We start from the raw sequence: 18,442 nt of genomic DNA, 5'->3' as shown, positions 1-18,442 counted from the left end.
CCATGAGCTGGAAAGTCGAAGTCGATGGCGGAACGTGCATCGGCTCGGGGATGTGCGCTTCGCTGATGCCGGAGGTCTTCGAACTCGAAGGCGCCACGGCGACGGTGATCGCGGACGAGGTCGACGCGGACGAGACCGTGCTCGACGCGGCCGATTCCTGTCCCGCGATGGCCATCGCGGTCAAGGAGGACGGAAAGGTGATCGGGCCTCGGCCCTGATTTCCGCACTTTAATGCGTGGCGGTCGTCGGTGAACAGGCGTAGGACGACGGTGTGAGCGATGACAGCTTGACCATCCGCACTCTGACCACCGACGACCTGCCCGCGTTCGCCGAATTGCTCGCGAGCGCTTTCCTCACCGACCTCACGGACGGGTTGAAACACCGCGAAACGCTGGTGTTCGAGCCCGAACGTGCGCATGGCGTCTTCGACGGCGACGAACTCATCGGGACGGGGGAACTGCTCACCCGGAAGATCACCGTGCCCGGCGCGGGGCAGACGCCGTTCGCCGCGGTGACCGCGGTAGGCGTCGCTCCCGGACACCGCAGGCGCGGCGCGCTCACCCGGGTCATGCGGGCGCAGTTGCACGGCCTGCATGAGGGCGGCGGTGAGCCGTTCGCCGCGTTGTGGGCGTCCGAAGCGGTCATCTATCCCCGTTTCGGTTATGGCCTCGCGACGCAATTCTACCGGGCGAAAGTACGGGCGAAGTCGGCGTTCCGGCCCGGAGTCGGACTCGAGGCCGAACCCGTGCGCGAAATCAAGCGTGCGCAAGCGATCCCGCTGATCAAGTCGATCTACGAGAAGGAAGCGTCGCAGCGCGTCGGCGCGCTCGACCGGCCGGAGTCGACGTGGGAGTTCATCCTCGACGACCCGGAGTACCGCCGTCAGGGCGCGACGGCGCTCAAGTTCGCCGTCCTGCCGGACGGTTACGTCATCTACCGCGTGAAGAACGACTGGAACGAAGAGGGCCCGCGAGGGATCTTGACCGTGCAGGAACTGGTCGCGACCACGCCGGAGGCGTACGCGACGCTGTATCGCTTCCTGCTCGACTACGACCTGGTCGTCACAGTGGAGACCTTCGCGGCCCTCGACGAACCGCTCATCCACCTGCTGGACAATCCGCGCGCCATGACCCGCTCCGCCGGCGACTCGCTGTGGTTCCGGCTCGTCGACGTCGATCGCGCCCTGATCACTCGCCACTACAACGCTCCGGTGGATCTGGTGCTCGGCGTGCGCGACGCCTTCTGTCCGTGGAACACCGGGAACTGGCGGCTCGTCACCGCCGCCGACGGCCACGCCGAGGTGACCCGCGTCGAGGACGCGCCGGATCTCGAACTGGACGTGACCGACCTCGGCGCGATCTTCCTCGGCGGGACCCGTCCGAGCACACTGGCCGCGGCGGGGCGGATCAAGGAGCGGACGGCCGGGGCGGTTTCGCGGGCGACGGCGGCGTTCGCCACCGATCGGGAGCCGTGCTGCGTGGAGTCCTTCTGATGAGGGGGATGGCGTAGCTCGGCCTGCGCCGTGAAGCCAGGAAGTCCGTGAAGGCCTCCTTCCCTACCTTGAGAGTAGGGAAGGAGGCCTTCACGACTGGGCCGGCGAAATGACCAAGCTGGTCACGGGCGCAGCACACCCTGCTCCGTGACCACGGCGGTGACCAGTTCGAACGGCGTCACGTCGAAGGCCGGGTTGAACACCTCCGCGCCTTCGGGCGCGACCTTCGTGCCACCGAAGCTCAGGACCTCGCCGGGATCGCGTTCCTCGATCGCGATCCCGGCGCCGTCGGGCATCGCGGTGTCCACAGTGGACGAAGGAGCGACGACCACGAACGGGACGCCGTGGTGCTTCGCCGCGATCGCCAGGCCGTAGGTGCCGATCTTGTTGGCGACGTCGCCGTTGGCGGCGATCCGGTCGGCGCCGACGAGTACGCAGTCGACCAGGCCGCGGCTCATCGTGGCGGCGGCCGCGCCGTCGGGCTGGATCCGGTAGGGCACACCGGCTTCGGCCAGTTCCCAGGCGGTCAGGCGGGCACCCTGCAGCAGCGGCCGGGTTTCGTCGACCAGAACGGATTCGACCAGGTTGCGAGCCTGTAGATGCCAGACGACGCCGAGCGCGCTGCCCCAGCCGACCGTCGCGAGACGGCCGGCGTTGCAGTGGCTGAGCAACCGCAACGGCCGCCGCTCACAGTGTTCGAGTACCACCTCGGCCGCCAGCCGGGACGCCTCGTGGTTGATCCGCTCGTCCTCGTCGAGGATCGCCAGCGCTTCGGCGAGAACGGCTTCCGGCCCTTCGGGGAGCTTCGCCAGCGCGCGGGAGACGCCCCAGCTCAGGTTGACCGCGGTGGGCCGGGCCTGGGCGACGCGGTCCGCCTCGGCCTCGACGTCCCCTCTGGTGCGGGTCGCGAGCACGACCCCGAGCGCACCGGCCGCGCCGAGCGCCGGCGCGCCGCGGACGGCCAGCCGTTTGATGGCGTCGACGAGTTCGCCGACCGTGCGCAGTTCGAGCACGCGGTACTCGGCGGGCAGCGCTGTCTGGTCGATGATGGTGACCGCGTCGCCGGTCCAGTCGATCGTCCTGCGCATGGCGAGGTTCCCCCGGAAATCCAGTTGGCCGGCCGAGGCCGGTTCGGTGACGATGCGATGCGTGACCATTGAACGCCACCATCCGCCCGGTCTGCATCCCACGCCCACCTACCACCACGTGACCATCGTCGAGGGGCGGCGGGACGTCCACCTCGCCGGCCAGTGCCCGCTCGCCGGAGACGGCAAGGTCGTCGAGGGCGACGTGCTCGCCCAGGTCGACCAGATCGTCGCGAACACCGCCGCCGCGCTCGCCTTCGCCAAGGCGACCCCGGCCGACGTCGTACGCACGGTGATCTACGTGGTGACATCGGACGCCGACGCACTTTCGGCCGTATGGGACCGGTTCGTCGAGTCGGAGATCGGCGAGGCCTTCACGACCGCGAGCACCCTGCTCGGCGTCGCGCAGCTCGGCTACCGGGGACAGCTCGTCGAACTCGACGTCACCGCCGCGACGGCCTGACCCCCTCCCGCCGCGTTTCGTCCTCTGGTTGCGATCCTTGCACGCGCAAGTACCGCATTCAGAGGACGAAACGCGAGACGTCAGAGGCCGGCCATGAGATCGGTCTCGGTGATGCCCGGTCCCTGACCCGCGCGGATGAACCACTCGACGCCGAACGCCTGCGCGAAACCCTCGTCCGGCATCGCGAGGAAGAAGGAGCCCTCGCTGATCTGACTGGCGTGGGCGCGCATCGCCGCCCGCTTGTGCGGCAGGTACTCCGTGACGTCGACCCTCGCCGTCAACACCGCTTCCGGCTTGCCGAACTCCGCGCCGTCTTCGAAATCGGGGACTTCCTCGGGCTTCATCTGCCCGGTCCGCACCGCCTCCTCCATGCCTCGGCGCATTTCGTCACTGTTGCTCGTCGCCTCGTAGACCCTCGGCGTACCCGCCAGCTCGGCCGCGCGCATGCCGACGCGATGCACCTGGATGTGGTCCGGATGCCCGTAGCCGCCGTTGTCGTCGTAGACGGTCAGGACGTCGGCCTGCTCCTCGCGCAGGATCGCGGCCAGCCGCTGCGCGGCCTCCTCGACGTCGGCCTGCCAAAACGTGCCCGGCTCGTCGTTGCGCGGCTCGCCCATCATGCCGGAATCGGTGTACCCCAGGAACTCCACGCGCTTGGCCCCCAGTACCTCGGCCGAAGCGTGCGTCTCTTGGACGCGGCGCTGCCACAACTCCTCTCCGTCGTCGAGGAAACCGTCCGGCACCTCACCGACCTCGCCCCTCGTCGCGACGACGAGCACGACACGGTGGCCTTCCTCGAAGGCCTTGCGCATGACGCCGCCCGCGACGATGCACTCGTCGTCGGGGTGGGCGTGAAAACTCACCAATGTGGCCATGCTGGGGAAACTACCGCGAGGCCCCGACATATTCCGTCGGCGCGGACCAGGGCGGACGGCCGCGACGATGGCGTGGCAGGGGCGCCGCCCAGGCCGCGGGGGTCGGCGGCCGGGGAGCAAGGTCGACGAAGGATCGACCGAGAATCGGTTTCTTGAGGCAAATTCGGGGGCTGATTGAGCCATTCGGGTTGTGTTCAAATCGAGCAGACTTTCGCCTCCTTCCGACTGAAGTAGGAACATTTCTTCTTGATCACTCGGCTCGCGAGACCGGCTGATCAAGCGTGTTTCGCAAGGTGGCGTGAATCGTTAAGAGCCGTCTCCTTAAACTTGAAGCCGACTCTGTTAGCGTGCATTGCTTCGGCTTCACTTTTGGGTCGCGCGACGGGGAAGAGGGGTTCGATGCTTGAGGCGCGTGAACTGCTCGGCCCGACGAGCGGCACGAAGGAGCAGAATCGCCGGAAGCTGATCATCGAGATCATGATCAAGGCGGATCAGCAGTCACGCCTGGCTCAGCGACTGGGTATCTCCGGCGCCTCGGTCTCCACCGCCGTCGCCGATCTCGTGGAAGAGCACATCGTCGAGGTCGAGCCGGGGCGCAAGGGGAGTGTCGTACGCCTGCCCGAGACCAGAGGCGTCGCGCTCGGGATCGACCTGGGTTTCCGCCGGGTGGCGGTGATCGCCCGCCCGGTCGACCGGCCGTTCGACACGGTCGAGGCCCAGATCGAGATCGAGGGTGCCAACCGCGGGTTTTCCCGATTGCTTCCCCAGCTGGAAAGCATGATCCGCGCCGCGGTGCGGTCGACCGGCCAGGAACTGGACGACGTCGTCTCGGCCGGGCTGGCCGTGCCGAGGATGATCGATCCGCGCAACGGCCGCTTCACCACTCCGGTCCTGCCGCCGTGGACCGGCACCGACGACCCGGCCGCCAGTTTGCGGGAACTGCTCGGCGTCCGGGTCGCGGTGGACAACGACGCCAACCTCGGCGCCATGGCCGAGCAGACCTACGGCCTGGAGAAACCGCTGGAAACGGTGGTGTACATCAAGGCGTCGACGGGGGTCGGCGCGGGGATCATGATCGGCGACAAACTGCTCCGCGGTGAACGGGGGATGGCGGGTGAGCTCGGCCATCTGACCATCGACCGCGATGGCCAGGTGTGCCTGTGCGGCGGCCGCGGTTGCCTCGACACGTTGGTCGGTGCCGAAGCGTTGACCAGTCAGGTGCGCCGGGCCGGACGGCGGGACTATCGCCCGCCCGACAATCTGGGCCTGCTGATCGGGTTGGCGCAGAAGGGCGACGCGGCTTGCCGCCGGATCATCGGTGACGCCGGCCGGACGCTGGGCTTCGCGCTCGCCCAGCTGTGCAACCTGGTGAATCCACGCCTCGTGGTGCTCGGCGGGGAACTGGCTGGCGCCGAGGAGCTGGTCCTCGACCCCTGCCGCCAGGAACTGGAGCGCTACGCCCTCGCCGGTACGGTCACCGATCCCGACCGGTTCGAGCTGCGCATCAGCGGGCTGGACTCGCTCGCCGAGGCGCACGGTGCGCTCATCCTGGGGTTGCGTGCCCGGCAACAGGATCATCCCGGTGACGGGGCTCCCGGCGGCGTGGTTTCGAATTGAACGAAGTGCCGAGTAGTTCTCGTATCTTTCGTTAGAATATATTCGGCGGGGCTGTCAATTAAGGCGGCTCACTCGGACGTGTGATTTTTGCGAGACGGCAAGTCGCCTTCTTCTCGGTGGCTCGATATCACCGGCGTTTTCCGTAAGTCTTCCCGAGGGGGCGCCACGGTCGCACAATTGAGTCCCGTTACGATCCTGCCTTCCTCGGCGATTCGTAACCGGGGATGCGTTTCCTCCTGGCGATCAGGAGATACCCGGACTCGAAGGTGCTGACCATGAACCTGCTTCCCGTGCACAGTCCGTCGCCCGCGGGCGACCCCGTCGACGCGGTCGTGGAACCACCTGCCGACTCGGTCGGCTACGAGCCGCCGTTGCTGTTCGATCTCGGACACGTGCGGGAGCTGACCCTGGGCAGTTCTTCCAGCGGGAGCGCCGACTCCAATTCGCAGTACTACTGGTGACACCCCGTGACGACCGACATGCCGGGCCTGCTGGGCGCCTTCCCCGGCCCTGCGCCCACCGCGGGCGGCCGAGTCCCCGCGGAACCGGTGTGGCCGGGGGAGACGTCATGGACCGCTTTCGGCGCATGGCGGCACCGCGAACTGCGTACCGTGCGGTGCCCGGGCGGCATGCTGGCACTGGTCGGCCAGTGCTTCGAAACCGACTCGGTCCTTCGCGAGGACTTCCGGCGCGCGCTCGAAGGTGACCGGCTCGCCGAGGTCACCAGGTGGCCGGGCAGCTACCTGGCCGTCGTGGTCCGGCCCGAAGACGTCACGGCGTTCGTCGATCTCGCCGGACAGTATCCGCTGTACTTCCACACGACCCCGGCGCGGACCGTGCTCGGAACCCGCGCGCGGGCCACCGCGCGGGCCGCGGGTCTCCCGTTGGAACCGGACGTCCTCACCATGGCCGCGGACATGTTCTGCCCCGGCGTACCGCTCCCGACCGCCGCCCGTTCCGTCTACCGCGGCCTCGGCAGGCTCGCGGGAGGCCAGGCGATGCGTGTCCGCCGCGACGGCGGATGCCGGACGTGGACCTACGAAACCCTCGTGCCCGACCGGAACCGGTCGGCTCGCGACGCCGCGCAGGCGTTGCGAGCCGCACTCGAGAACGCCGTCGACGCCCGGGCCGGTCAGCCGTTGACCGCCGATTTCAGCGGTGGCCTCGATTCGACCTCGCTGGCCTTCCTGGCGGCGCGTCGCCGGGACGGGGCGCTGCCGGTGTTCACCTATCACCATCCGGACGCTCCCGCCGACGATCTGCTCCACGCGAAGCGTTATCTGGGTTTTGACCGGCGGCTGCGGTCCACGGTCGTCACGGGCACCCCTGAATCGCTTTCCTACCGAGGACTCGGCACGGCGACCGCCACCGACCTGCCCGATCCCGGCGCGGTCACCCAGGTCCGGACCCGGCTGCGGTTGCGGCATGTCGCGGCCGCGGGCGGCGGTGTGCACCTCGGTGGCGAGGGCGCGGACGCGCTGCTGGTGGCGGCGCCGGGCTATCTGGGGGATCTGGCGCGCCAGGGCGAGCTGCGGCGGCTGGGCCGGGAATGCCGGCAGCTGGCCAAGCAGCGCCGGGTCGCGTCCGCGCGGGTGATGGCGCGGTCCGCGGAACTTTCGGTGACCTCGCTCGGTCGGGCGCTCCGTCTGCTGGCCGGTCGGTTCGAGCGACCGGCCGACCGGCACATCCAGTGGCTGGACGCGATCGCGTGGTGGCCTGACCTCGGCGCGGAGGCCACCTGGCTGACCACGTCCATGCGGAAGCGGCTGGCCGAACTGGTGCGGGCCGGCGTCGGCGAGTTCACCCCGCCCGAGGGGGCGGGCGTCGGCGATTGCGCGGCGGTCACGGAGGTCCGGTTCTCCGGGGCGGTCCAGCGCCAGCTCGACGAACGCGCGCGGCCGTACGGGGTCTGGCCGCAGGCGCCGTTCCTGGACAACCACGTCATCCGGGCCTGCCTCACCGTTCCCTCCTACCGGCGAGCCGATCCGATGACCCGCAAACCCTTGCTCGGCCGAGCACTCGACGGCGTCGTCCCCGGTGAAGTGCTTTCCCGTACCACCAAGGGCAATTACACCGGGGAGGACTACAAAGGGGTCCGCCTGGCGTCGGCGGAACTCGATGCCAGGCTGTCCAGTACGAGGCTGGCTGACCTCGGACTGATCGAACCAGACAGGGTGAAGGAGAGCTTGTCGCGCGCCGCCGCCGGGCTTCAGGCGCCCTTTCCCGCGCTCAACCGGTTGCTCGCCGCGGATCTGTGGCTGCGGGGGCTCGACGGGGGCGAGCTATGACGGGGATTTCGAAGGTGATCCATCTCGACGGTACTGAGCACGAGGGCGGCGTGCTGTTGAATCTGCGCACCGGCCGGTGGTATGCCCTCAACTCCACCGCCGCCCTGATGTGCAGGGAACTCCGTGCGGGCGACCTCGAAACGGCGGTCCGCGCGGTCGGCGATCGCTATCCGGCGGTGGACGAAGATCGTGTCCGGCGCGACGCGGAGGAAATGATCAAGCGGCTGGCCGATCGTGACCTGGTCGTCTTCGAAGCGGCGAGGAACACGGGGACAGGGGAGCCCCGCACACCGATCGTCGCCCGGTCGGACGACGGCCGCTACCGGCTGCGCGCTGTGGTGGCGCTGGCCTTGGCCTTGGTGGCACTGAGCCTGCCGTTTCGCTGGACCCTGTCGATCACTTCCGCCCTGCGTTCCCGCGACACCGCGATGGCGGCCACGGAAGAAGCGGCGGCGATGGTGTGCATGGTCGAGAAGGCCGCGGGGCTGTTCCCCGGCCGGGTCGCGTGCCTCGAACAGTCGCTGGCCGCCGTGTTCACGGCCGCCTTGTCGCGGCGACGGCTGACCTGGGTGATGGGTGTCGCGGAAGATCCGTATCGGTTCCACGCCTGGGTGGAAAGCGGCGGTGTACCGGTGCTTCCGGCGGAGGAGCCCGACTTCTCCGGATATCGCCGGGTACTGATCCGGTGAATACGAAAGGGCGATCACGGTGGCCCGTGATCGCCCCTTCTCGTTCACCGCTCAGTGGTGCAGCAGTGTGATCAGCTCGCTCCCTTCGTGCCCCTGCACCAGCAAGATCACCACGACGATGATGATCCACCAGCGCGTCGGCAGAGCGGGGAAATCGATACAACGAGCTTCCACCGAGAATCGGAACTTCATGTTTTCACCTCACCGAGGAGTTCACCCGACCCCGCTCCGCCTGCCGGCTCGAGTGGGGATTGATTCGAGTTTTACACGTCTTGCCGATTCTCGGCCGCGGGGCCGCGAGCGGTGATAACGGCGGTCGGCGCGAGGGATTTTTCGGCTTCACTCACGATTGCCGTCAAATGCCGATGGGTCCCGTTTCGAAAAAAAGAACAGTGCCGGAAAAGTGATCGCGGTCGGTCCGATTCGAAGAGGACGGCCGGATGCGGCGGCAGCGAGCGTTCATCGCCGGTTTCGTACCTCGGCTCGACGGTCGCGGTGCACCCGGGCCGGTGCGTCCGGGAGCCTGGTGTCACCTCTTGAGGATGTGCCCGCCCCGAGGGCCGGCTCGGGGGAAGATTTGAACGTCCGCCGCGTCGCGTGGAGGCCGCGACGGTAATCCCGAAATCGGCACCCCGGTCAGCCCGGACCCGGGCCCTCGCCGCCGGGGAGCGAGAAGTCTGGCATATATCACCCGACCGGGTGAGGGTCACGCCGGGTAAGTCCGCTGCAGGAACTCCAGCGTCAGCGCCCAAGCCGCCGCGGCGGGTTCGGGCTGGTGGAACATCGGCGCCACATGATTGTGGAACGCGTGCCCGGCACCCTCGTGGATGTGGATCTCCGCTCCCTCGTGCGTCGCCACCGCGTCGGCCAGTTTCCGCACGCCCTCGACGGGGATGTAAGGATCCGCGCCGCCGAACTGGAACTGGATCGGGCAGGTGATCTTGTCCAGCAACGGAAGCTGCCCCGGCACGGTCGAGCCGTAGTACGACACGGCGACGTCCGGATCGCCCTCGGCGGCGGCCGCGTAGGCCATCGAACCGCCGAGGCAGAAGCCGAAGACACCCGCGCGGCCGTCGGTTTCGGGCAGTGACCGCAGCATCGCCAGCGTCGCGAGCACGTCGGTCACCGCGCGTGCCGGGTCGAGTTTGCCGGAGACCTCCATCGAGGCGGAAATGCCGGCTTCGTCGTGGGTGGCCGACCAGCCGGGGGCGATCCGCCAGAACAGTTCGGGCACCGCGACGACGTAGCCGAGCGCGGCCAGCTCGGCGGCGACGGACTTCAGGTAGTCGTCGAGCCCGAAGATCTCCTGGATCAGCACCAGCCCGGGGCCGGAGCCGGATTCGGGCAGCCAGAGCGGCGCGTCGAACGAGCCGTCGGCGACGGTCACTTCGGTCATCGGGTTCCTTCCAAAGCGCGGACGAGCGAGTCGGTCACCAACGCGGCCTGCGTGCCGTCGTGGTCGAGGTCGGGATCGAAGATGGTCAGCTCCAGCCCGGCGGCGCCGGGGATCGCGAGGAGACCGCGAACAAGCTCGACGAGCTTGTCGGGGCTGAGCCCGCCGGGGTCGGGACTGTCCACAGCGGACACATACTCCGGGTCGAGGGTGTCGATGTCGACGTGGATCCAAAAGCCGTCCAGCGGTGCGAAAATCTCGCGTGCGGCCGCCAGCGCGCCGTCGGTTCCGCGAGCCATGAGCTCTTGGCTGGTGATCGTGCGAAGCCCGGCCTCGCGGGCTTCGGCGGACTCCTCTTCGCGCGCGCCGAGTACGAGGACGTCCTCGTCGCGGACATAGGGTGCCAAACCGTCCACATCCGCCAGTTCCGGAGCGCCGCGGCCGGTCACGACGGCGAGCGCTTCGCCGCCGACGGACGAGACCTGTTCGGAGTTGCCGAGGTGGCGGAAGTCGTCGTGCCCGTCGAAGTAGACGAGGCCGAAGCGACCTTCGCGGCGCAGAGTGAGCATGGCGGCGAGCGCGATCGAACAGTCGCCGCCGAGTACCACCGGGAAGCCGCCGTCCGCGCGGATCTTCGCGAGACGACCGGCGAGGGTGGCCGTGTAGTCCGCGATACCGGCGGCGTTCCGGACGCCGCTGTCCGGCGACCAGTCGGGCAGATAACGCGGCGGCGTGACCACGCCACCGTCGGTCGCGTCCAAGCGGGTGAGCAAACCGTGGTCACGCAAGGCGCCGGGTGCCTTGTAGCAGCCCGGGACCACTCCTTCGGCGGGTGGACGCAGCCCGAGATTGGACGGCGCGTCCAGCAGTACGAAATTCCCCATGCCGACACCGTAGTAGTGACGCCTGCTCCCGTGCGGTCCGTCCCTTGAGGCGTTTAGTCCTCTGAATGCGGTCCTTGCACACGCAACTACCGCATTCAGAGGACTAAACGCGGGAGGGGAGGGGGTCAGCCGGTCACCTGGTAGCCGGACGTCCGGTTCCGCCCGGTGTTCTTCGCCTCGTAGAGCGCCCGGTCCGCGACGGCGATCAGGGCGTCGAGGTCGGTCACGCCCGGCCGGTCGGCGAGGCCGATCGACACGGTGACGTGCTCCGGCAGGCCGCCCCGGTTGGCGATACTCGACCGGATCCGCTCCGCGATCGCGTGCGCGTGCACGGCGGGCGTGCCGGGCAGCAGGACGACGAACTCCTCGCCGCCGAACCGCCCCACCAGATCCGTGGCACGCACCTCGGTGCGGAGCGTTTCCGCGATGGCCGCGAGATACCGGTCGCCGACCAGATGGCCGTGCCGGTCGTTGATCAGTTTGAACCGGTCGACGTCGAGCATCAGCAGGCTGGTGTGCCGTCCCGCGCGCCGTGCGCGGTCGAGTTCGTCGGAGGCGGCGTCGCGCCACGCCTTGGCGTTGAGCAGTCCGGTCTTGGCGTCACTGCACGCCTGTCGTTTCAGTTGCCGCAGCAGCACGCCGCGGTGCAGCACCAGCGTGATCCCGATGATCAGCAGCAGCACCACCGGCCAGTCCCGCAGTGCCCACGCCACGACGACACCGAGCGCGATCGTCGCCGCTTCGAGCGCGTACTCGAACGGTTTCGCCACCGCGTCGCGCAGCCTGTCGTGCGGGGTGCCGTAGTACACCGCGACGGTCATCAGCACGGTGTTCACCAGCAGGAACACGCCACCGGCCGCGACCACCATCCCGAACGACCGGATGTCGCGGGGGAGGACGTCGAACGGGACGGCGTACCGGGTGAGGAAGGCGGAGGCCGCGAAGCCCGAGAGCACGGTCGCCGACATCGAGAACGTGCGTCGGAACAGCGGGTTCGGCTGCCCCCGGAACCAGCGGTAGAAGAACGACACGGCGATGACCAGCGCGGCGAGCCCCGGGTGCAGCAGCAATACGGCGGCGAAGGTCCAGACGCTGTCGAGTGAGATGTGCGGCGTGCCCGCGAACCGTTCCCGCACCCGTTCCACCGGACGCGACAACTCCGTGTACAGCACGACGCTGGTGAGCAGGGCCGCGAAGGGGACAACGTCGCCGGGGGTGACCGGGGCGCGGAGAAAAGTCCAGACCGATCCGGCGATCGCCGCGACGTCCACCAGGAGGACGAAGCCGATCAAGCCGCGGTGGGGTAGCCGCCACAGCGCCCAATTCGTTAGCGCCACGGAGTCGAACGTAATCGGTTGGATACTAGGTGTCACTACGCTGTATGGGTAGGCGTGGATGCACCACGCGTGACCGGTTCGGGGAATGGAGGGGGTGAGCTCCATGCGCGGGCAGAACTGGTGAGTACCCGGTTCCGGTCAAAGGGGGTGAAGAGGGGCCACGTGGCGCCAAGCCCGGGTGGCCGGAACAGCCACTACGAGACCGGCGAGTGCGATGACCGAGACCGTCGTCGCGGGTGAACCGAGTACGCCGACGAGCAGGCCGCCGGCGATCAGCCCGATTCCCTGCACGGCGATGAGTCCCGACCCGGCGAGGCCGAAGGCCTGGCCTCGTTCGGTGTCGGGGACCAACCGCATGAACGTGGTACTGGCGGTGACCTGGTAGGCCGCGCACATGCCGGACAGCACGAGCAGTCCGGCGGCGTAGGGAAGCGAGGGCCGGAACCCGAACGCCGCCAGTGGCACGATCGCGCCGAGCGCCAGCGTCCCGACCAGCCGCAGGCGCCGTTCGGGCCGCACCAGGCGCCCGAGTACGAACACCCCGAGCACGATCCCGGCCGGATGCGCCGCGAGCAGCAGTCCCGCCGTCACCGCCCCGCCGCCGATCTCCGCGGCGTAGGGCACGGCCAGTCCTTCCGGCACGATCACGAAGCCCGCCAGCCACGCCAGGCCGACCAGCGCGCGCAGCCGACGGTCACGCCAGATGGTGCGGGCACCGGCGGAAAGCCGTCGCACCGTCGACGTCGCCGGCCCGCCGGAAGCCGAAGCGGGCCGGGCGCGGAGGCCGAGCCGCAGGACGATGGCCGAGACACCGAACGTCACCGCGTCGATGGCGAGCCCTCGGCTGGTCCCGACGGAGGCGATCACCGCGCCGCCCAAGGCGAATCCGGCGAGCTGCCCGAGCTGGTTGGTCATCTTCAGCAGTGACTGGCCGAGGACGTACTGGTCGCCGCTCAGCACCGACGGCAGGACCGCGGCCTGCGCGGCAGTGAAGGGGGCGTTGGCCAGTTGCACGACCACGAGCACGGCGGCGAGCGCGGGCAGCGGGATCCCGGGAATCGCGAGTACGGCGACCAGGACCGCCCGGACGACGTCGGAGCAGACCAGCACCGCGCGCCGGGGGAACCGGTCGGCCAGCCCGCCGAGCAGCGGCCCGCCGATCAGGTCGGGCAGATAGGTGAGCGCGTAGGTCAGCGCGGGCCAGGTCGCCGACTGGGTCCGCTCGAACACCAGAACCGACAGGGCGACCCTGGCCACCTGGTCGCCGAGGATCGACTGGAGTTCCGCGAACCAGATCGCCCGCAGTTCGCCGACCGCGAGGATCTGCCGGAAGGTCGCCGTCGAGGTCACGAGGTGGCCACCCCCGTTCGGTCGGGTGAGCCACTCAGCGTACCGCCCCGGGCGCGTTCGGTGAACGTGTCCGGGTGGGAATTACTCCGTGCCGCAGGTGATCTTCGGCTGCGGGTTGTAGTGCACGCTCCGGGTGTGGCGCCGGATCTCACGGCCGGTCGCGGCGTCCTTGATGACCCGGGTGTCGGACGTGGTGAAACCGGGCGCGCCGTTGCTGGGCTTGCAGTTCTCGGCGGGGCCGGGTTTCGTCGGCGGGTCGGACGGGTTGCTGCGACCGCCAGGGATCGACTCGACGGTGTATTTCTTGGTGCCCCACAGCCGGATCGTGATGTCCGACGGGGTCCAGATGGTCTGGATCGCGACCCCGGTGTCACCGTCGTTGGTGAACTTCAGGTCGATCACGCTGCCGCCGTTGTGGTTCTGGAAGACCGTCGCCTCGCGCGCGGCGGGGTAGCGGCTGATGTAGTAGCTGTGTTCCTTGTGCTCGGTGTCCTTCATCCCGGCGAAGTACGAGGCGTTGTACAGCGTGGTCGCGAACTGGGAGATGCCGCCGCCGACCTCGCGGCCGGGCGCGCCGTCCTTGATGACGCCCGCTTCGACGTAGCCCTGTGCCGCGCCGCGCGGCCCGGTGTAGCCGTTGAGGCTGAACGTCTCGCCCGGCTTCACGATGGCGCCGTTGACCTTCTGCGCCACGACCCGGATGTTCGTCCCCGAGTCCGGGGCGAACCCGCCGGTCTTGAACTCGCTGACGACCTCCTTGATGCCGAGCTGGTTCGCCTGCTCGGTGGTCACCTTGGCCGGGGTCTTCTTGTAGGTCACCGGCAGCTCGCGGGGCGCCGCGCGCTTGAGGACGTCGAGCACCGGCTTGAGGCTCGGCTCCCAGTCGACGACGTTGGCGTCCTCGGAGGGTTCGACGGTCGGCTTGCCGCCCTCGAAGACGATCTGCGCGTCCTTGCCCTCTTTTTCGGTGGACTTCAGCTGCGGGCCCGCGGCCTCGATGATCTTGTTGTTGTCCACCTTCGGGTTCAGCACGCCGCCGTCGGCGGGCTCGAAGGTCAGCGCGCTCGCGATGGCCTCGGGCTTGACGATCGCGTCCTTGCCCTCGCCCTTGATCACCATCGGCGCCGCCACGGCGGGTTTCGCGACCTGTTCGAGGGCGGCGTGGACGGCTTCCGCCGTCACCTTGACCGGGGTCTGGGCGACGGGGAGCGTGAGCGGCTCACCGGTGGCCCAGCGGTCGAGGATCGTTTGCTTGGCGGCCTCGACGTCGAGCTTCTGCCCGGTCTTCGGCTCGACGGCGACCGGCTTGGCGTCCTCGAACTTGACGGTGCCTTCGACGGGCTCGCGGTCGATCTTGTCGCGCAGGCCCTCCAACGCGGAAGTGAGCTTGCCGTCGTCGGTGTGCGTGACGACGCCGACCTCGGTGGTCGAGAAGAACGACGCGATCCGCGTGAACGGGTTCAGCGGCTGGTCGCCCGCCTGGTCGAGGGTGGCCGGCCAGTCGAGGCGCAGGCCCGCCGCGTTCGGCGCCAGCGACTCCTCGACGTCTCCGGCGACGACCTTCACGGGCCGGGTCAGCCGCGGCTCGATGCCGCCCCTGAGCTCCTTCTCGGCCGCGGTGCGGTCCATCCCGCCGACGTCGACCCCGGCGACGGTGACGCCGCGGGGGACGCTGCCCTGTGAGACCAGCACGTCGAGGGCGTACGCGACGACCAGCAGACCGAACACGCCCCCGCCGATGAAGGCGGCCTTGCGATAGCCGCGACGGCGTTTCGGTGGCGCGTCCCCACCCGGCGTGGCAGACTCCTCGAACCCGGGCTTGACGACCGGGAGTATGTCCGTCTGCTCGGCATGCGACTCGGGCCAGCGCGGTTCTTGCGGCAACTCTCCACCCTCCACGGCCGGCGAGGTCGCCGGACGGCACGTCGAACGCCCGGGCCTTACTCCGCGTTCCGGACGTGCGTTCAAGATACGGGGCGCCGTTTGTCGGCTTGCAACTCGCCCGGTTGGGTGAGCAGCCACTCTGTCCCTCTGTCCATTGATCACTGGGCGTCAGGTTCGGGGTTATCACCCACTCGTGCGAGGAAATCGAAATCGCAACCTTCGTCGGCTTGCGTGATGTGTTCGGTGTACAACGCGCCGTAACCCCGTTCGTAGCGCGGCGCGGGCGGGGTCCACTGTGCCCGGCGGCGTTCGAGTTCTTCGTCGTCGACATCGAGGCTGAGCCGCCGGGACGGCACGTCCAAAGTGATCTGGTCACCGTCGCGGACCAGTGCGAGCGGGCCGCCGGCGTAGGACTCCGGCGCGACGTGCAGGACGCAGGCGCCGTAGCTGGTCCCGCTCATCCGGGCGTCGGAAACGCGGACCATGTCCCGTACTCCCTTGGCCAGCAGGTGATCGGGCAGCGGCAGCATCCCGTACTCGGGCATGCCGGGGCCGCCGAGCGGACCGGATCCACGCAGCACCAGCACGGAATCCTCGGTGACGCCGAGCGCGGGATCGTTGATGCGCTTCTTCAGATCCTGGTAGTCCTCGAACACCACCGCGGGTCCACTGTGGACTAGCAGCCGGGGGTCCGCGGCGATGTGCTTGATCACCGCTCCCGACGGCGCCAGGTTGCCGTGCAGCACCGCGACGCCTCCTTCGGCGGCGACAGGGTTTTCGCGAGGACGGATGACGTCGTCGTTGTGCACACGCGCCGTTTCCAGCGTCTCGCCGAGGGTCCGGCCGGTGACGGTGACGCGGTCGGTGTGCAGCAGGTCGGTCAGCCGGGAGAGCAAGCCGGGCAGGCCGCCCGCGTAGTAGAAGTCCTCCATCAGCCAGTCGCCACCGGGCCGGATGTTCGCCAGTACCGGCACCCGGCGCGCGATCGCGTCGAAATCGTCGATGGACAGCGGGATCCGCCCGCGGCCGGCCATCGCGATCAGGTGGATGACGGCGTTGGTGGAGCCGCCGAGCGCCAGCACGGTGGTGATCGCGTCGGTGTACGCGCGTTCGTCGAGGATCTTCGTGATGGTGAGGTCCTCCCACACCATGTCCACGACGCGCGCGCCGCTCGCCGCGGCCATCCGGTGGTGCGCCGAATCGACCGCCGGGATCGACGCCGCGCCGGGCAGGCTCAGGCCGAGCACCTCGGCGACCGACATCATCGTCGAGGCGGTGCCCATCGTCATGCAGGTGCCGGGGGAGCGGGCGAGGCCACGCTCCAATTCGGACAGTTCCGCGTCGCCGATCAACCCGGCCCGCTTGTCGTCCCAGTACTTCCACAGGTCGGTGCCGCTGCCGAGGACCTCGCTGCGCCAGTGCCCGCGCAACATCGGGCCGGCGGGCACGAAGATGGCGGGAAGGCCCGCGCTCGCCGCGCCCATCAGCAAGGCCGGTGTGGTCTTGTCGCAGCCGCCCATGAGGACGGCGCCGTCGATCGGATAGGACCGCAGGATCTCTTCGGTCTCCATCGACAGCAGGTTGCGGTACAGCATCGGCGTCGGTTTCTGGAAGGTCTCCGACAGTGTCGCGACCGGGAACTCCAGCGGGAAACCGCCTGCCTGCCACACGCCGCGCTTGACCTGTTCGGCGCGCTCGCGCAGGTGCATATGGCAGGGGTTGATGTCGCTCCAGGTGTTGAGGATCGCGATGACGGGCTTCCCGAGGTGCTCCTCCGGGTTGTAGCCGAGTTGCCTGCTCCGGGCCCGATGGCTGAACCCGCGTAGTTCGTCGCCGCCGAACCAGCGGTGGCTGCGGAGTTCCTCGGGTTTTCTCATGAACCCGAGTATGACATCTCATATATGATTGTCCCATGTCGTCGACCTTCAGCCTGCCCGCCTCACGCACCGAAGTGGTGCTGGAGGAGATCCGCCGTGGCATCCTCACCCGCGAGTTGAAGCCTGGTCAGCCGCTGATCGAAGCCGAACTCGCGGCCCGGCTCGGGGTGTCGAAGACGCCGGTCCGCGAGGCGCTCAAGGTGCTGTCGAACTCGGGCCTGGTCACTTTCAGCCCGTACAAGGGCGCGTCGGTATGCGTGGTGGACGCGGAACTGGCGAAGTCGGTCTACGACGTCCGCATGGTGCTGGAGCCCGAGGCCGTGCGCCGATCGGTGGACCGCCGCTCGCCGGAGCTGCTCGAAGACGCCGCCGAGGCGCTGAAGGAGGCGTCGGCGGCGATCGCGGACAAGGACCAGGCCGCGCTCAGCCTGCTCAACCGCCGGTTCCACCGCGCGCTCTACAGCGGCTGCGGCAATCCGCTGATGGTCTCGATGCTGGACGACCTCCGGGATCGGGCCGCGCTGATCAGCGTGGTCGGGTGGGAGGCCAATCCCAGCTGGCGCAAGGAATGGAGTGAGCACAAGGCGGTGCTGGCGGCGGCGAAGAAGGGTGACGCAGAGGGGGCGGCCGAGCTGCTGCGAGCCCACATCGGTGATTTCCTTGGCCGTGTTCTCGAGTCCATCGGGGAGTAGTCATGCGTTTGCTGCTGATCGCCGACACGCATCTGCCGTCGCGCGCGAAGGCGCTGCCGGATCAGGTCTGGCGCGAAGTCGAAGCGGCGGACGTCGTCGTCCACGCGGGTGACTGGGTCGAGGTCGCCCTGCTCGACGAACTCGAAGCCCGCAGCAAGCGGCTCATCGGCGTCTACGGAAACAACGACGGCGAGGAGCTGCGCAAGCGGCTGCCCGAGGTCGCCAGAGCCGAACTCGACGGTGTCCGGCTGGCCGTCATCCACGAGACCGGCGGCAAACAGGGGCGCGAGCGTCGCTGCGACGAACTCTTCCCGGACACGGACGTCCTCGTGTTCGGGCACAGCCACATCCCGTGGGACACGGTCACGCCGAAGGGGCTGCGGCTGCTGAACCCCGGTTCGCCGACGGACCGGCGCCGTCAGCCGTTCTGCACCTACCAGACCGCCGAGCTCCGCGACGGCGAGTTGTGCGATGTCGCGCTGCATGAGCTGCCACTACGCCGCTGACGGGGTAGAC

General features: G+C 68.8%; 18 protein-coding genes. 9 read left to right on the top strand and 9 right to left on the bottom strand.

Annotated features, from left to right (window positions below):
* Nucleotides 1-2 precede the first annotated feature (2 nt).
* Together AVL48_RS33220 and AVL48_RS33215 are read left to right on the top strand one after the other, a co-directional pair.
* On the top strand, nt 3-218 hold the full coding sequence (locus AVL48_RS33220; protein ID WP_082857850.1) for a ferredoxin: 216 nt from the start codon (nt 3-5) through the stop codon (nt 216-218).
* A 53-nt stretch (nt 219-271) separates the two neighbouring features.
* Nucleotides 272-1,492, top strand: a complete 1,221-nt coding sequence (locus tag AVL48_RS33215; RefSeq protein ID WP_061981488.1) for a GNAT family N-acetyltransferase — start codon at nt 272-274, stop codon at nt 1,490-1,492.
* 122 nt (nt 1,493-1,614) lie between these two features.
* Here AVL48_RS33215 and mtnA read toward each other — a convergent pair whose 3' ends face one another.
* Nucleotides 1,615-2,580, bottom strand: a complete 966-nt coding sequence (gene mtnA, locus AVL48_RS33210; RefSeq protein WP_061981489.1) for an S-methyl-5-thioribose-1-phosphate isomerase — start codon at nt 2,578-2,580, stop codon at nt 1,615-1,617.
* Nucleotides 2,581-2,641: 61 nt separating this feature from the next.
* Here mtnA and AVL48_RS33205 point away from each other — a divergent pair, with 61 nt between their 5' ends.
* Nucleotides 2,642-3,040, top strand: coding sequence for a RidA family protein (locus AVL48_RS33205; RefSeq protein ID WP_061981609.1), 399 nt, complete (start codon nt 2,642-2,644; stop codon nt 3,038-3,040).
* Nucleotides 3,041-3,120: 80 nt separating this feature from the next.
* Here AVL48_RS33205 and AVL48_RS33200 read toward each other — a convergent pair whose 3' ends face one another.
* A complete protein-coding gene (locus AVL48_RS33200) occupies nt 3,121-3,915 on the bottom strand; it encodes a PIG-L family deacetylase (RefSeq protein WP_061981490.1) in 795 nt (264 codons plus the stop codon).
* Between the two features lie 399 nt (nt 3,916-4,314).
* On the opposite strand from AVL48_RS33200, the gene AVL48_RS33195 reads away from it, so the two are divergent.
* The 4 genes from AVL48_RS33195 to AVL48_RS33180 all read left to right on the top strand — a co-directional run bounded on the left by AVL48_RS33195 (nt 4,315) and on the right by AVL48_RS33180 (nt 8,509).
* Nucleotides 4,315-5,532, top strand: coding sequence for an ROK family transcriptional regulator (locus AVL48_RS33195; RefSeq protein ID WP_061981491.1), 1,218 nt, complete (start codon nt 4,315-4,317; stop codon nt 5,530-5,532).
* Between the two features lie 275 nt (nt 5,533-5,807).
* Nucleotides 5,808-5,993 carry a lasso RiPP family leader peptide-containing protein gene (locus tag AVL48_RS33190; protein WP_143104784.1) on the top strand — a complete coding sequence of 62 codons (186 nt, stop codon included), beginning with the start codon at nt 5,808-5,810 and terminating at the stop codon, nt 5,991-5,993.
* 6 nt (nt 5,994-5,999) lie between these two features.
* Nucleotides 6,000-7,820 (top strand): albusnodin/ikarugamycin family macrolactam cyclase, encoded by a 1,821-nt coding sequence (locus AVL48_RS33185; RefSeq protein WP_061981493.1) that lies wholly within the window; start codon nt 6,000-6,002, stop codon nt 7,818-7,820.
* Entirely contained in the window at nt 7,817-8,509 is a 693-nt protein-coding gene (locus AVL48_RS33180) for a lasso peptide biosynthesis B2 protein (protein ID WP_061981494.1), read from the top strand. Before AVL48_RS33185 ends, AVL48_RS33180 begins: the two co-directional genes overlap by 4 nt.
* A 51-nt stretch (nt 8,510-8,560) precedes the next feature.
* Here the strand turns inward: AVL48_RS33180 and AVL48_RS39315 are convergent, their stop codons facing one another.
* The 7 genes from AVL48_RS39315 to araD form a co-directional block, all read right to left on the bottom strand.
* Entirely contained in the window at nt 8,561-8,701 is a 141-nt protein-coding gene (locus tag AVL48_RS39315) for a hypothetical protein (protein WP_156515791.1), read from the bottom strand.
* Between the two features lie 514 nt (nt 8,702-9,215).
* On the bottom strand, nt 9,216-9,905 hold the full coding sequence (locus AVL48_RS33175) for a dienelactone hydrolase family protein (RefSeq protein WP_061981495.1): 690 nt from the start codon (nt 9,903-9,905) through the stop codon (nt 9,216-9,218).
* Nucleotides 9,902-10,786, bottom strand: coding sequence for an arginase family protein (locus AVL48_RS33170; RefSeq protein ID WP_061981496.1), 885 nt, complete (start codon nt 10,784-10,786; stop codon nt 9,902-9,904). Before AVL48_RS33170 ends, AVL48_RS33175 begins: the two co-directional genes overlap by 4 nt.
* Before the next feature lie 125 nt (nt 10,787-10,911).
* Nucleotides 10,912-12,123: a GGDEF domain-containing protein gene (locus tag AVL48_RS33165; protein ID WP_244162368.1), complete on the bottom strand. Its 1,212-nt coding sequence runs from the start codon at nt 12,121-12,123 to the stop codon at nt 10,912-10,914.
* 138 nt (nt 12,124-12,261) lie between these two features.
* On the bottom strand, nt 12,262-13,473 hold the full coding sequence (locus tag AVL48_RS33160) for an MFS transporter (RefSeq protein ID WP_061981498.1): 1,212 nt from the start codon (nt 13,471-13,473) through the stop codon (nt 12,262-12,264).
* A gap of 81 nt (nt 13,474-13,554) precedes the next feature.
* Nucleotides 13,555-15,357, bottom strand: a complete 1,803-nt coding sequence (locus AVL48_RS33155) for a VanW family protein (RefSeq protein WP_061981499.1) — start codon at nt 15,355-15,357, stop codon at nt 13,555-13,557.
* Between the two features lie 158 nt (nt 15,358-15,515).
* The gene (araD, locus tag AVL48_RS33150) at nt 15,516-17,234 is read right to left on the bottom strand and encodes an L-arabinonate dehydratase (RefSeq protein ID WP_061981500.1); all 1,719 of its coding nucleotides are present in this window, start codon (nt 17,232-17,234) and stop codon (nt 15,516-15,518) included.
* 35 nt (nt 17,235-17,269) lie between these two features.
* On the opposite strand from araD, the gene AVL48_RS33145 reads away from it, so the two are divergent.
* Both AVL48_RS33145 and AVL48_RS33140 read left to right on the top strand, forming a co-directional pair.
* Complete coding sequence (locus tag AVL48_RS33145) at nt 17,270-17,926, top strand: GntR family transcriptional regulator (protein ID WP_061981501.1); 657 nt, start codon at nt 17,270-17,272, stop codon at nt 17,924-17,926.
* Nucleotides 17,927-17,928: 2 nt separating this feature from the next.
* Nucleotides 17,929-18,432 (top strand): metallophosphoesterase family protein, encoded by a 504-nt coding sequence (locus AVL48_RS33140; RefSeq protein WP_061981502.1) that lies wholly within the window; start codon nt 17,929-17,931, stop codon nt 18,430-18,432.
* The last annotated feature ends 10 nt before the right edge of the window (nt 18,433-18,442 follow it).

Source organism: Amycolatopsis regifaucium (genome assembly GCF_001613935.1).
Taxonomy (GTDB): Bacteria; Actinomycetota; Actinomycetes; order Mycobacteriales; family Pseudonocardiaceae; genus Amycolatopsis; species Amycolatopsis regifaucium.
This window is presented reverse-complemented; position numbering and strand designations above follow the sequence as displayed.

Bases quoted from the DNA above. Each gene is read 5' to 3' on its own strand.
- AVL48_RS33220 (WP_082857850.1), top strand. From the start codon at position 3: ATGAGCTGGAAAGTCGAAGTCGATGGCGGAACGTGCATCGGCTCGGGG.
- AVL48_RS33180 (WP_061981494.1), top strand. From the start codon at position 7,817: ATGACGGGGATTTCGAAGGTGATCCATCTCGACGGTACTGAGCACGAG.
- AVL48_RS33195 (WP_061981491.1), top strand. From the start codon at position 4,315: ATGCTTGAGGCGCGTGAACTGCTCGGCCCGACGAGCGGCACGAAGGAG.
- araD (WP_061981500.1), bottom strand. From the start codon at position 17,234: ATGAGAAAACCCGAGGAACTCCGCAGCCACCGCTGGTTCGGCGGCGAC.
- AVL48_RS33175 (WP_061981495.1), bottom strand. From the start codon at position 9,905: ATGACCGAAGTGACCGTCGCCGACGGCTCGTTCGACGCGCCGCTCTGG.
- mtnA (WP_061981489.1), bottom strand. From the start codon at position 2,580: ATGCGCAGGACGATCGACTGGACCGGCGACGCGGTCACCATCATCGAC.
- AVL48_RS33145 (WP_061981501.1), top strand. From the start codon at position 17,270: ATGTCGTCGACCTTCAGCCTGCCCGCCTCACGCACCGAAGTGGTGCTG.
- AVL48_RS33200 (WP_061981490.1), bottom strand. From the start codon at position 3,915: ATGGCCACATTGGTGAGTTTTCACGCCCACCCCGACGACGAGTGCATC.
- AVL48_RS33140 (WP_061981502.1), top strand. From the start codon at position 17,929: ATGCGTTTGCTGCTGATCGCCGACACGCATCTGCCGTCGCGCGCGAAG.
- AVL48_RS39315 (WP_156515791.1), bottom strand. From the start codon at position 8,701: ATGAAGTTCCGATTCTCGGTGGAAGCTCGTTGTATCGATTTCCCCGCT.
- AVL48_RS33190 (WP_143104784.1), top strand. From the start codon at position 5,808: ATGAACCTGCTTCCCGTGCACAGTCCGTCGCCCGCGGGCGACCCCGTC.
- AVL48_RS33170 (WP_061981496.1), bottom strand. From the start codon at position 10,786: ATGGGGAATTTCGTACTGCTGGACGCGCCGTCCAATCTCGGGCTGCGT.